Annotated in this window: 14 protein-coding genes and 1 tRNA gene; 7 read left to right on the top strand and 8 right to left on the bottom strand. The window is 48.8% G+C overall.

All coding sequences use genetic code 11. The features are described 5' to 3' along the window. Positions 1–8 precede the first annotated feature (8 nt). From mltB to lipA, 6 genes are all read left to right on the top strand, one after another. Positions 9–1,073 carry a lytic murein transglycosylase B gene (gene mltB / locus SHEWANA3_RS05180; protein WP_011716115.1) on the top strand — a complete coding sequence of 355 codons (1,065 nt, stop codon included), beginning with the start codon at positions 9–11 and terminating at the stop codon, positions 1,071–1,073. After that, complete coding sequence (locus tag SHEWANA3_RS05175) at positions 1,057–1,899, top strand: septal ring lytic transglycosylase RlpA family protein (protein WP_011716114.1); 843 nt, start codon at positions 1,057–1,059, stop codon at positions 1,897–1,899. Before mltB ends, SHEWANA3_RS05175 begins: the two co-directional genes overlap by 17 nt. 144 nt (positions 1,900–2,043) lie before the next feature. After that, positions 2,044–3,219: a serine hydrolase gene (locus SHEWANA3_RS05170; protein ID WP_011621779.1), complete on the top strand. Its 1,176-nt coding sequence runs from the start codon at positions 2,044–2,046 to the stop codon at positions 3,217–3,219. 121 nt (positions 3,220–3,340) lie between these two features. Then, entirely contained in the window at positions 3,341–3,607 is a 267-nt protein-coding gene (ybeD, locus tag SHEWANA3_RS05165) for a DUF493 family protein YbeD (RefSeq protein WP_011621778.1), read from the top strand. Positions 3,608–3,699: 92 nt separating this feature from the next. Beyond that, on the top strand, positions 3,700–4,353 hold the full coding sequence (gene lipB / locus SHEWANA3_RS05160) for a lipoyl(octanoyl) transferase LipB (RefSeq protein WP_011716113.1): 654 nt from the start codon (positions 3,700–3,702) through the stop codon (positions 4,351–4,353). After that, on the top strand, positions 4,350–5,315 hold the full coding sequence (gene lipA / locus SHEWANA3_RS05155) for a lipoyl synthase (protein WP_011621776.1): 966 nt from the start codon (positions 4,350–4,352) through the stop codon (positions 5,313–5,315). The genes lipB and lipA overlap by 4 nt, the downstream gene beginning before the upstream one ends. A gap of 68 nt (positions 5,316–5,383) precedes the next feature. On the opposite strand, the gene rimI is transcribed toward lipA, so the two are convergent. Together rimI and SHEWANA3_RS05145 are read right to left on the bottom strand one after the other, a co-directional pair. Next, positions 5,384–5,836 (bottom strand): ribosomal protein S18-alanine N-acetyltransferase, encoded by a 453-nt coding sequence (gene rimI, locus SHEWANA3_RS05150; RefSeq protein WP_011716112.1) that lies wholly within the window; start codon positions 5,834–5,836, stop codon positions 5,384–5,386. Positions 5,837–5,931: 95 nt separating this feature from the next. Then, the gene (locus SHEWANA3_RS05145) at positions 5,932–6,282 is read right to left on the bottom strand and encodes a DNA polymerase III subunit psi (RefSeq protein ID WP_011716111.1); all 351 of its coding nucleotides are present in this window, start codon (positions 6,280–6,282) and stop codon (positions 5,932–5,934) included. A 229-nt stretch (positions 6,283–6,511) separates the two neighbouring features. Between SHEWANA3_RS05145 and dpsA the strand changes: the two genes are divergently transcribed. After that, positions 6,512–6,979, top strand: coding sequence for a DNA starvation/stationary phase protection protein DpsA (gene dpsA, locus SHEWANA3_RS05140; RefSeq protein WP_011621773.1), 468 nt, complete (start codon positions 6,512–6,514; stop codon positions 6,977–6,979). An 84-nt stretch (positions 6,980–7,063) separates the two neighbouring features. Here dpsA and SHEWANA3_RS05135 read toward each other — a convergent pair whose 3' ends face one another. The 6 genes from SHEWANA3_RS05135 to SHEWANA3_RS05110 form a co-directional block, all read right to left on the bottom strand. After that, complete coding sequence (locus SHEWANA3_RS05135; protein ID WP_011716110.1) at positions 7,064–8,269, bottom strand: heparan-alpha-glucosaminide N-acetyltransferase domain-containing protein; 1,206 nt, start codon at positions 8,267–8,269, stop codon at positions 7,064–7,066. Next, complete coding sequence (locus SHEWANA3_RS05130) at positions 8,259–10,406, bottom strand: TonB-dependent siderophore receptor (protein WP_041412943.1); 2,148 nt, start codon at positions 10,404–10,406, stop codon at positions 8,259–8,261. Before SHEWANA3_RS05130 ends, SHEWANA3_RS05135 begins: the two co-directional genes overlap by 11 nt. A gap of 84 nt (positions 10,407–10,490) precedes the next feature. After that, positions 10,491–10,781 carry a hypothetical protein gene (locus SHEWANA3_RS05125; RefSeq protein WP_041412562.1) on the bottom strand — a complete coding sequence of 97 codons (291 nt, stop codon included), beginning with the start codon at positions 10,779–10,781 and terminating at the stop codon, positions 10,491–10,493. A 158-nt stretch (positions 10,782–10,939) separates the two neighbouring features. Beyond that, a tRNA-Trp gene (locus SHEWANA3_RS05120) sits at positions 10,940–11,016 on the bottom strand. 305 nt (positions 11,017–11,321) lie between these two features. Beyond that, entirely contained in the window at positions 11,322–12,290 is a 969-nt protein-coding gene (locus SHEWANA3_RS05115; protein WP_011716107.1) for a hypothetical protein, read from the bottom strand. Between the two features lie 44 nt (positions 12,291–12,334). Continuing rightward, the gene (locus tag SHEWANA3_RS05110) at positions 12,335–13,246 is read right to left on the bottom strand and encodes a 3'-5' exonuclease (protein ID WP_011716106.1); all 912 of its coding nucleotides are present in this window, start codon (positions 13,244–13,246) and stop codon (positions 12,335–12,337) included. Positions 13,247–13,336 lie beyond the last annotated feature (90 nt).

The following is a 13,336-nucleotide window of genomic DNA, read 5'->3' as shown; positions in this document are numbered from 1 at the left end:
ACTTTTTAATGCCTATTCTTCGAGCTTGTTTGGCTCCACTGGCAGTACTTTGCCTCAGTTCATATCTCCTTGGTTGCTCGACGGCAAACGAGCCTGCGGCCCCCACACCGCAGCCAAGTGCGGCGGTGACCACACAGGCGCCAACGCCAGTATTACCCGAGGCCTTAAAGGCTGAGTTTATTAAAACCCAAATGGCACAAGGCTTTACCCAAGCCGAAGTTGAAAGTTTTTTAGCAAAGGCCAACTACAACCAAGCCGTTATCGATGCTATTTCTCGCCCTTGGGAAGCCAAGCCTTGGCATCAGTATTATCCGATTTTCCTCACCGAGAAACGCCTCAATGCAGGTCTAGCCTTCTGGAAAAAACACGAGGCAACGATTGCCAAGGCCGCGACAAAGTACCAAGTCGAGCCACAAATTATTGTGGCCATTATTGGTATCGAAACCTTCTATGGTCAGTACACAGGTAATTATCCGGTAATCGATGCGCTCTATACCTTAGGGTTTTATTACGAGCCAAGAGCCACTTTCTTTCGCAAGGAATTTGGCGAGCTGATGAAGCTGGTAAAAGAAGAACACTTAGATATCAATAGCCTCAAGGGTTCCTACGCCGGAGCCATGGGCTTTGGTCAGTTTATTCCTTCAAGCTACCGCCACTATGCCGTGGATTTTGATGGCAGCGGTAACCGTGATTTACTCCAGAGTCCAGAGGATGCCATTGGCAGTGTTGCCAATTATTTCCATGAACACGGCTGGCAGTTGCATGCACCCGTTGCGCTCCCTTTAGTGAATAGCAGTGCCAATGCGCCTAAAGCCAAAGTGTGGGCTGGTGAGAAGTTGCAGTACAAGGTCTCTGATATTCTCAGCCCAAGCTTATCGCTGGCCACCGCCCGCGATTTAGATGCCTCGCAAAAGGCCATGCTCATCGAGCTCGAACAAGTGGGTAGCAAGGACTACTGGCTAGGACTCAATAACTTTTATGTGATCACCCGTTATAACCGTAGCCCTTTGTATTCCATGGCCGTTTATCAATTTAGCCAACAACTGAAGCAACAACATGACGCTAAAAAATAACCTTTTACCGCTCTTGATGCTCGGCTGCTGTTTTGTGCTCGCGGCCTGCTCGAGTTCTAATTCTGGCTCTGCCAGCGAAAAGAACAAGAACATGGATCCCAACAAGGGCCGCTACGCGCTAAAAAACGATAAGATGCCCATCAATCCACCCAATGTGGACCATGTGCCAAACGCGACCCCAAAATACGAGCCTTACAGCCGCCGCGGTAATAAACCTTATACGGTTTATGGAGAGTCCTATACGGTGTTAGATTCGGGCCAAGGCTTTTCCGAAACGGGACGCGCCTCATGGTACGGCGAGAAATTCCACGGCTATGAGACATCGAACGGCGAGCCCTACGACATGTATGGCATGTCAGGTGCCCACAAGACCTTGCCCCTGCCAAGCTATGCCCGCGTCACTAACTTAGATAACAATAAGCAGGTGATTATTCGGATTAACGATCGCGGCCCTTTCCATTCGGATAGGATTTTAGACTTATCCTACGCCGCCGCTTATAAGCTGGGCATGCTAGGCACTGGCACCGCACGGATTAAGCTAGATGTGATCTATATTGGCACTCAGGCTGCGACACAGTCCGCCATCGCCAATATCCAATCCTCAGGCAATCACTACATACAATTGGTGGCTTCTAAGGATCAGCATAGGCTGAACAAAATGGCGAAGGATCTGGAGAAGAAATATCAGGTCAAGACCCGTGTACAACCGGCAAACAATATGTATAGACTACAGCTCGGTCCAATTGGTCAAACCGAACTAGCCGACCGATTACTCAATAAAGTGAAACAAGACGGTTACCCCGAAGGCTATATGGTTTTAGAGTAGTGACCGCTCACTATAAGATGTAAATTTAGCTTAAAAATACCCCAGATGAAGGAACCTTCACTGAAAACCTTTGTCGAAGGGTGGTATACTCGCGAAACTATTTTGCCTTTTCTTTCAATACAACCAAAAAGACGTGCTAAGTTAATGATGAATTTTGTAAAAAGTCCCATTAAAACATTGCTGCTAATTTCGAGTGTTTCTCTTCCTGTTTATGCTGCGCAGCCGATTGTTACCCCTGATGCACCTACAGTTGCCGCCAAGGCTTACGTCTTGATGGATTATTACTCGGGCCAAATCATTGCCGAAGAAAATGCCTACGAAAGCTTAAACCCAGCCAGCTTAACGAAGATGATGACCAGTTACGTGATTGGTCAAGAAATCAAAGCCGGTAACGTATCCCCAGATGATGATGTGACCATCAGTAAAAATGCGTGGTCGAAGAACTTCTCTGACTCATCAAAAATGTTCATCGAAGTGGGTAAAACCGTTAAGGTTTCCGACTTAAACCGCGGCATCATCATCCAGTCGGGTAACGATGCCTGTGTGGCCATGGCCGAACACATTGCCGGCACCGAAGGCGCCTTCGTCGACATGATGAACTCATGGGCCAAGCAGCTTGGCATGCGTGACAGCTACTTCGAAAACTCCCACGGTTTAGACTCAGAAAACCACAAATCCACTGCCTACGATATGGCGTTATTAGGTGCTGCGCTTATCCGTGATGTGCCTGAAGAATACCGTGTCTACAGCGAAAAATATTATACCTTCAACGGTATCAAGCAATATAACCGCAACGGCCTGCTGTGGGATAACAGCATGAATGTCGACGGTATTAAAACCGGCCACACCTCTGGCGCGGGTTATAACTTAGTCGCATCTGCTACCAAAGACGGCATGCGTTTAATTTCAGTGGTAATGGGCACCCAGAGTGAAGCCGCCCGTAAAGCCGAAAGTAAAAAGCTGCTTACCTATGGTTTCCGCTTCTTCGAAACCGTAACCCCTTACAAGGCGGGCGACAGCTTCGTGACCCAACAAATTTGGTACGGCGATAAGAGCACTGTCGATTTAGGTGTTGCTACTGATACCCCAATAACCATCAGCCGTGGCCGTGCGAAAGACTTAAAAGCCAACTTCGAACTGACTAAGCCACTGGATGCACCACTGAAAAAAGGTGAAACCGTTGGCCGCTTATACTTCCAGTTAGATGGCAAAGATATTGCGCAATTCCCGCTGGTTACCCTGCAAGAAGTCAATGAAGGCAGCTGGTTCAGCAAATTAGTTGATTACTTTAAGCAACTGTTTTCTGGTTGGTTTAGCTAATCGGAATCACAAAAACTAAGCCACCTTCGGGTGGCTTAGTTGTTTTTGGGGGAGTATCGCCCTTGAATCGGGTATAATCGTCACCATATAGTTCCCATTAAAATGGTTATAGAGCACGACTATGTTAAACACGAAATTTGATGAACTCATGGAGTTCCCCTGCGCCTTCCCCTTCAAAGTGGTTGGCGATGCCCACGAAGCCCTGACCGACAGAGTCGTTGCCGTAGTGCAAAGACACGCCCCAGGTGATTATTCACCTACGGTTAAGGCCTCAAGCAAAGGTAGCTACTACTCTGTGACCATCCGCGTCACAGTGACCAGCAAAGATCATATTGAGACTCTGTACACTGAGCTTGCCGGTATCGAAGGCGTACGCCGCGTACTATAAGTATTCCTCAAGGCCATGAAATGTGATCTGTCTTACATTTATGGTCAAGAGGCGTATAATAGCGCCACTCAATTCTAGGGGAGAGGTTGCCCTTGCAAGACACCACTTTGCATATTCGGCATCTGGGACAACAGGATTACGAGTCTGTGTGGCATGCGATGCAGCATTACACCGACACACGTAACAGCGATAGCCCAGACGAACTGTGGATCGTTGAACATCCACCCGTATTTACCCAAGGCCAAGCAGGTAAAAGCGAACATATTTTGAATCCGGGTGATATTCCCGTGATCCAAGTGGATCGTGGCGGCCAAGTGACTTACCACGGGCCGGGACAATTAGTTGTCTACCCTCTCCTCGATATTAAACGCAGCAAGATTGGCGTCCGTCAGCTCGTGACCCATATCGAGCAAAGCATTATCGATATGCTCGCCAAATACGATATCAATGCCTACGCCAAGGCCGATGCGCCGGGCGTGTATGTGGATCAGCGCAAAGTCGCCTCTTTAGGGCTTCGCATTCGTAAGGGCTGCTCCTTCCACGGCTTAGCACTGAATGTCGATATGGATCTTGCGCCGTTTCGCCGCATTAACCCTTGCGGTTATGCCGGGCTTGAAATGGTGCAATGCAAGGAACTCGGCGGCCCACAAACCGTGATAGAAGCAGGCGACCAACTCATAATTACCCTTAGCCAACTATTGGGCTACCAACAACTAGTTCATCATCAAGGATTAGCAGCGTCATGAATAGGCCTGAACGTTTACAACCCGGAGTCAAATTAAGAGATGCCGATAAGGTCTCGCGCATTCCGGTTAAAATCGTGCCCTCTGAGCGCGAAACCATGTTACGCAAACCCGATTGGTTAAGGGTCAAACTGCCCGCATCTAACCAACGCATTCTCGAGATCAAGCAAGCATTACGTTCGAACGGTCTGCACTCGGTCTGTGAAGAAGCTTCTTGCCCTAACTTGGCAGAATGTTTTAACCACGGCACCGCGACCTTTATGATTTTGGGCGCAATTTGTACTCGCCGCTGCCCATTCTGCGACGTGGCCCACGGTCGTCCATTGAAACCTGATGCAGAAGAGCCGGTCAAACTGGCACAAACCATTCGCGATATGAAGCTGAAATACGTGGTTATCACCTCGGTTGACCGCGATGACCTGCGTGATGGCGGTGCCCAGCACTTTGCCGACTGTATCCGTGAGATCCGTAAACTGAATCCTGAAATTAAGATTGAGATCTTAGTGCCCGATTTCCGTGGTCGTATCGACGCTGCCCTCGACATTCTGTCGACCGAGCCGCCTGATGTGTTCAACCACAACCTCGAAACTGCGCCTATGCATTACCGCAAAGCGCGTCCAGGGGCGAACTATCAATGGTCACTCGACCTACTGAAGCGCTTTAAAGAGCGTCACCCCAATGTGCCGACAAAATCGGGACTAATGATGGGTCTAGGTGAAACCAACGAAGAAATCGCCCAAGTGCTGCGCGACTTACGTGAGCACAAGGTAGAAATGTTGACCTTAGGTCAATATCTGCAACCGTCTAAGTTCCACCTGCCGGTTGAGCGTTACGTCTCGCCAGCCGAGTTCGATGAGCTTAAAGTCCTTGCCGATGAGCTGGGCTTTACTCACGCCGCCTGTGGCCCATTAGTACGTTCAAGCTACCATGCAGACCTGCAAGCTCAAGGTAAAGAAGTGAAGTAACCTTCGCTTTATTAACTCCATAAAAAAACAGCGCTAAAGCGCTGTTTTTTTTATCGACTTCTAAAATCTTAAGCCGTTTCGCTTAAGGCTAAGTCCATCAAAATCGCATCTTCTTTGCCCTCAGCCAAAGGGTAATAGCCCTTGCGACGGCCAGTTTCGACAAACCCCCGCTTCTGATAGAGCGCGCGCGCGGCAAGGTTTGATTCGCGAACCTCCAGCATCAGCACCACCGCCTTGGCAGCCTTAGCGCAGTCGATAACCGCCGTGAGTAGCAGATGCCCATAACCTCGCCCTTGTTGCGCTGGCGACAAACAAATATCCAGCAGCGTTGCCTCATCGACAATCTGCTGCACAATCGCAAAGCCGAGTAACTCGCCATCGCGTTGCATTAATCCAAGGACGCGGTACAAGTGGCCAAAACAATCGGCAAGATTATTCTCACTCATAGGATGGGAATGGGCACTCGCTTCAATGCGTGCTATTTGGCTTACATCCGTTGGCGTCAGGAGCACAATTTGCAACGATTCACTAAGGGTCTTAAGAACTTGATGACTCACGGGAAAATCCAAATTAAAAGGTAACTCACGATAATGTACAGGGCACAACCAATAGAGGCTTAGGCCGTTAATTGCTGCTCACGCCACTGGCAGATCTGGGCCCATAAGGCACGCTTTGCCTCACTGCGTGACAGCAAGTCCGCTAAGGGATCCGACACTAACCAAGCTACTCTGGGCCTAACCCTATTGCGGCGTAAATCCCAGACTATGGTTTTGCCCTTATGCGGCTCAGTGTTGAACTCACAGTCGTCCTTACTGATGCCGATTAATCCGAGCACGGTTTCGAGTAAAGGCTCGGCGGCGGGCGTCATCTCGTCTGCATCCCAAACCACTTGATAAGGTCGCACTTTAGTATCGCGAAGCTGCCAGGGAGTAATCTCCATTGCGGCTAAATAGGCTGATTTATTCATGGGGTGATTGGGGTTTCATTAGGTTCTAACACAAGTACAAGGATACCAGCTAAATAGACCGAATGTTATTGTCACGACGCAGGTCTCCATGCAAATTCATCCCAAAATCCCAATTAAGCTGTAAAGGTTAATCTATAAATTCGATTCATAAAATCTATTTTAACCGCTTTAGATGTTTAGCTCATTTGATAAGCTATCCCCATTGAGTAGGACAATAGGAGGTATTTCCATGATTAACATCGGCATCAACCAGAGTCACAGAGAAGAAATCGCCGCTGGGTTAAATCAGTTATTGGCCGACAGCTACAGCCTTTACCTTAAGACCCACAGCTTCCACTGGAACGTCACAGGCCCCATGTTCACTAGCTTGCACTTGTTGTTTGAACAGCAATATACCGAGCTTGCCTTAGCGGTCGATTTAATCGCCGAGCGAGTGCGCGCATTAGGCGCAAGGGCATTAGGCTCCTATTCGGCCTATGCCAAGTTGACTGAAATCCGTGAAGATCAAGGTGTCACTAAAGCAGAAACCATGATCCGTGAACTGTTAAGCGACCAAGAAGTGGTGATCAGAAACGCTCGTGCGCTCTATCCCTTGGTTAGCCAAGCCAACGATGAGGCAACGGCAGATTTACTCACCCAGCGTATTCAACTCCATGAGAAAAATGCGTGGATGTTACGTAGCTTATTAAGCGAATAACCCTTTCATCATCCCCAAGCCAAATGGCCGAGCAGTCACGCGCTCGGCCATTTTTATTAGGCATTTATCGGTACTAAAGCCAATTTAGAGATACTTAAGCCAAGCCTGCTGACTCTGTCCTTTGTAACGGCTAAACCAACGCACGGGGTAATAGAGTAAGGGGATCAAGACTAAGCTTATCAGCCATACCCACCCCATATGCGCTACGCCAAACAGCTCACCATGGTTTGCGCCAAATACCCATTTAGCCAGCGAATACAGCAACAGCAGCACATATAAGTGCAAGATATAGAAGAACATAGGCACTGAACCAAACACTGCTAACCTCTGCCCCATCCAACCTAATACACTGCCTGTCGCAAAATAACGCTCAAACAGCACTAAGCTATAGAACATTCCGCCCAAGGTCACCAACAAAAAACTGAGGGATGGCGGATACTTAGTTAAGTTAAATACCAACATTAAGGTTTGGCCTAAGGTATCGCCAAACTGCCAAGGCAGCGTCTCGCCGTAGATATTGAATCCACGCAGCAAGCCAAACAGCAGAGCGCAGCCAAGCCCTAGCAATATCAATTTTTGCTGACGCTGCCACGCATCGCCCCCTCGGCCAAAGACGGGGCCTGTCACATAGCCCAATAAAATCACGCCAATCCAAGGTAGCGCTGGGTAACTTATCTTCAGCTTAAGCTCGCCCTCGGCAATCAAATAACCTCGGTCATGCAGTATCGTCCACAGACTATAGCCCCACTCGTCTGGCGTAAAATGAATAGGCGACAATAGGTTATGGCCAAAGATAATCAATAGCCCGAGCAATGCCATCCACAGCCTTGGGAGGTTGATAAGTGCCGCAAGGGCCAACATGCTCAGTCCTATCACCCAAATCACCTGCAACCACAGGGTGTGATAATTGCCCATCCATGAGAAATTAATCACCAGCACCTCGAGTGCGATTAAGAATAGTCCGCGCTTGATTAAAAACTCGCGCGCAGACCGCGGTTCACCATAGCCACGATTAGCGTAAAGCCAAGCCGAGACCCCAGTTAAAAAGACGAAGACCGGCGCACAAAAGTGCGCCGCAAAACGGCTGACAAACAGCGCCCAGTTTGTTGTGCTTAAATCCATAGGATCGCTCACCTGCATATGCAGGAAAAACCGCTCCCGCACATGATCGAGCAACATAATCAGCATCACTAAGCCGCGCATCATGTCGATGCTATTGATCCGCTGACGCCCCTGTAGCTTAGGCGCCACCAGCAAAGCCTTGGGTGTCACTGTGGTATTAGAATTCATAGCTAACACTCACTTTAACGTTACGTGGCTCACCCGGTACGGCCCACAGCGCCGAGTAACTGCTGGCGATATAGTGCTCATCCAGCAGGTTATCGACATTGAGCGCGAGACTTAGATTTTCGCCAAGCCGAGTAGTGAAGAACATTCCAAGCAACTGATAACTCGGTAATTGAAAACTTGGATCGGCCGAATCGCCCAAGCGTGAGTCCACATAACGCCAACTCAACCCTAAATGACCGTCGATAGAAAGATCATTTAAGTCCTGTTTGAGAATGACACTGCCCGTGTGTTTTGGCACATTGACCAACGGACTGCCCGCCGGAATTAACACGCCCCAATCTAGATTCAGACTGTCGTTCGCCGTCCGGGTATTCAGGTAGGCATAGGACAAGGACGCTTGTAAGTTCTCGGTCAACTCGGCCGTAATATCCAATTCAATCCCCGTGCTCTTGGCTTCACCAAGGGTCGCCGAAAAGCCAACATTGACGGGATCTGAGGTCAAGATATTGCTCTTTTGCGCATCAAACCAAGCCAAACTGCCATTGACGGGTAGCTCAAACCAAGTGCTGTTGAACTTAACCCCCAACTCGACGGATTTGCTCTCCTCTGGCTCGAAGGGATTACCCGCATAATCAGTGCCTGAAAGCGGTAAAAATCCTTCCGAATAGGAACCGTAAACACTTAGCGCCTCAGACCATTGGTACACTAATCCGACTTTCGGGCTGACCCTGTGATCGCTTTGATCCGACAGACTCGCGTTGACCTGCTCTGCGATTTCTTGGGAATAACGGTCAAACCTTAACCCTAAATGCAGTTTCCAACGCTCGGTTAACTCCAATTGGTCCTGTAAATAGGCACCCCAAGCATCTTGAGTCTCTCGGTTTTCATACAACAGACTCACCTCAGGCTGAGCAGCGCCATATTGGGGGGTAAAAATATCGATAGCATAGGCGCCCTTCTGGCCTCGATAACGGTAGAGTCCCGTTTTCAGTCGATAATGATAGGCATCCGTTCCGAGCAGCAGATTGTGCCTTATGCTACCAGTATCAAACTGACCGCTGAGTTCGGCCCGCACTGAATGGTCTTCAGAAGCATAATCTCGATAACGATGCTGCCGCGTCAGCGTACGGCCATCGTCATATAAGGATTGACGCCCCTTTGCTAATTCAGCATCCGAAGAGTAGCCATTTAAACTCGAATCGCGATAGTTATAACCCGCGGTCAGCGACCAATCCTCATTCAATTCATACTCATAGGTAAGCTGATGCCCAGTCGCATCCACTTTTGTTGGCCCATCATTGGGCTCGCCCAAGTAACGCGAACGGGACACGGTATTAAAATCGTTATTGAGCACTACTACACCACGGTCAAATAACTGTTCTTGTTTAAGATATTCAACCTCATACAGGAGCGATGACCTATCCGACAGTTGCCAACGCAGCGATGGTGTGACGATTTTTTTATCGCTAAACACGTAATCGCGAAAACTGTCATGTTCCTGCCAAGCACCATTGATCCTAAAAGCTAAGCTATCAGTCAGCCCCGAAGTAAAATCCCCTTCTAACCGATATTGATCAAAACTCCCCGCGGAGGCTTTTAAATAGCCCTGCGCCTCGTACTGCGGCTTTTTAGTCACAATATTTACAGTGCCGCCGGGCTCCGAGCGTCCATAAAGCGCCGAGCCCGGGCCTTTGAGAATTTCCACATAGGCCACGTTCGATAGGTCTCTGTGGCCGCTAAAACCTCGGCCACCATTAAAACCATTGATTAAATAGCCCGATGGCATGTTTTCATTCCCAGGAAAGCCCCGTAACGAAAAACTATCCCATAACCCACCACCGTTATTTTGCCGCGCGACACTGGCGGAATAATCCAATAAGTCTTGAAAACGCGTCAGCCCAGTATCTTTAATCAGTTGCTCATCCAGCACAGTAATTGCCTGGGGCAACTCAGTCGCCGGCACATTGCCGCGGTATGCCTGACGATAATGAATACTTAAACGCTCGATATCGCCATTAAGTCCAACGGTATCAGTTGGCATAGCCTCGGCGGCCAATAGGGGAACACTCGCATCCAACGCCAATAACGCCACGCCCAGCACGAATGCCGAGCGCTTGTGGCTAATATAAACAGCCATTTTTACTCCAAAAATAAACAGCATCGGGCACCTTAGTTAAGCCAAGGCGCTCGAAAAATAAGAGAAATAGATAAAAAGCAGGAGTTAGGCTGTTAGCGGCGGCGCGCGGCTATGGAAGTGGCGCCTAAATGGCGTCTTAAAGGAAATAACATCAAACTCAACCGAGATAACACCCTGTTGAGCAACTTGAAAATCTAAAGGAGAGTATGAGAGGGCATGCTGCAATTGATGCTGATGCAAACACAGCGCGCAGTGGGCCTTGGCATCATCATTGAGGTGGGAAACACTGTGCACCGCAAACGCAACAGACAGCAACACTAAGATGGCTGCAAGCCATAGTGCTAATCTGCGCCTTGTTTGCATCACAGAACTCAAACCATACCTCCTCAAACCAAAGGGCTTGCGATTGTATGTTAGACACTACGAAAGTTGCAAATACCTTTACTTAACAAATGTAAGCAAATGCGGTGAGAAAATTTATCGCGCGCAAAATAAAACGGCTCGCATATTTCTATGCAAGCCGTTGTTTTATTTGGCAGGGGTGGCAGGACTCGAACCCGCAACCATCGGTTTTGGAGACCGCTGTTCTACCAATTGGAACTACACCCCTGTTGACGTGGGGCATTATGCTAAAAGCACTCTCAAAGGTAAAGGACTTTTTATGACAAACTTAATTAACTGAGGAATTTTCAAACAAGTTTTGCATCTACTGTTGATTTAATTGGCATAAAGCTGAAAAAGTCGGCATTTACACTCAGTGCCGAGCGTTAAAAAACCGCCAGCAACTGGCAAACATTAAAACCTGATGCTCTGTCTGTGCCCAAAAACTCACAAAAGAGTCATGGGTACGCCTTAAAAGATGAATTAAAGCGCAGCGTGTACCACGCACTCGCGACCAAATCCCATCACGGATGGTTAATCATCAAGGGTTGAGATAAAAATCCGCCGCAAGTCATTGTCCCAAAGCTGGATAATTTTGCGGGTCTTATCCTTATTCCAAAAACACTTACCAAACAGGATAAGCCCTGCGCCCTCTAAATCCCGTTTATCTTCGATATTAAAGCGCTTAAACAGTTTAGTTTTAACGGCCTCAATAGGAATACCTATGTCTTTACTGTCGGCGGGATTAAGCCAAGATAGCGTCGGGTCGCTGTGGGAGATAGTGCCCCAGTACATATGGGGTTTGTAATCTGTAGGATCCGCATCGGCAAAATTCACAAACAAATTCTTCGCCCGCCAGCGATACTTGCGCTCATCATCGGTGTAAACCCAAAGATCCGAAGTCGCCAGATCCGAGCCGCGCAGCAGGCTATGGAGTAACTTTTCTAGCCCTTGGCTCGGAGTACGCGTTGCCGTGATGGCTATCTCGGGCTTATCGGTCGCCACTTGATAGCCAGCTTTAGGCTCCTGCACTGACTCTAATGGCTCGGTCTCATTTGCAGTTTTACTTTTGGACCCAACCTCTTGCTCTTGGGGAGCGTTCACTTTGAGCGTTGAGCTAGATGGTCTCTTATTACTGGGATTGAGCGAAAAATCGATAACCAAGGCATCGGCGTCGAGCAGTTGTTGCTGCACTTCGAGTGCATCTTGTTCTTCACGGGACTTTTGCGCCGACGGATTAAATTCGATGCAATCGAGCTTATGGTAACGGGAGCCAAAACAGGCGGCCCTACCATCCTTAGATGCTTTACGAAAATAGGCTTTGCCGTAGCAGGCGGGGCAATATAAATGTTGGCGTAAACGCTCAATCTCAGCCTCGGGTAACTGCTGAAATTTGAACACACTGTAAGTGACACCAGCCATTACATTAGGGTTGAGTCGTAGTGGCGACGAAGCCTGCTCTACCGCAGCCTCGGTTGTGAGTACACAAATCGCATCCAACATCTCTTGCTCCCCTAATCCTTATCTTCGCGAGCTTATCTCAAGTCTTAAGCCGGATGAAAATAGCTCGCGAGTCGCGCGGCTAAACTCGGCGGCAATATGGGTTTATTACCAACAGTCGTTTTGCCATAAAAACCTTGCAGCTTGTCGATTAACTGCCAAAAACACAGGGTTGCCGCCAATGCATCGAGGGCGGCGTACTGAACTTGCGCTTGGGATAAAGGCACCTGTTGCCAATTCGAGAGGGTAATTTTTTTAGGTTTATCGATGCGTTTATGCAGTAATGCCGCCACCAATTGACGCGTGCCCATTTCCTTCCCAGCACCAAGCTGCGCCATCGCCCAATTCAAATCAAGTCGTGGAGAGACCTGAATATCCCAATCCCGTTTCAGTGCTTGGCCATCGCCCCTTAATCCGATCCCCACTTTGAGGATCTGCTCATTTTCGAGCAAAGGTTTAAGCTCGGCGAGCCTCTCGCCCAATACCGCCTGCTGAAATAAATAGCAGGTATCGGAGGTCGCCAGTTGCACTAAGCTCAAGGGATGTTGAACGCCCGGCTCAAAGCTTGCCCGCGTTTCGGTATCAAACCCCAGTACGGATTCACGGCTAAGTTGTTGTAATGCGGTGGCAAGCTTATCGAGCGTGACTAATTCAACATGCATTTCAACCCGCCTCTCCTCCCGTATTTCGCCCCTAATATCCACCAGCGACAGTGGCGTAAGGTTTGCCAGCTCGGCATCAGTTAATCGCGTAGTTAAGGCAAGCTTCTGCTGAAACCATTGGAACTTAAGTTGCGAATCGGCTGCCGATAAGTCCCCCGCTTGGGACTCGGCTAATCCAGCTAGATAGTTACCCCCAGCTTTATCCATCGCCGCGATAAGCTCGTCGGCGTGTTCGCCTAATTCCTGGCGCAGCCAAGCCAACTTATTGGGAGAAAGGCAAAAACGCATTAATTGCATACTTCGTCCTTGAGCACTGAAATACTCGCAGCGAGCACCTTGGTACTCGCGCAACTCGGGTTAGCTGACTCAATAATGGCCAGCAATAAA

Origin of the sequence: Shewanella sp. ANA-3, from assembly GCF_000203935.1 — a bacterium.
GTDB lineage: Bacteria > Pseudomonadota > Gammaproteobacteria > Enterobacterales > Shewanellaceae > Shewanella.
Note: the sequence above shows the minus strand (reverse complement) of the source record. Positions and strands in the feature narration are given on the sequence as shown.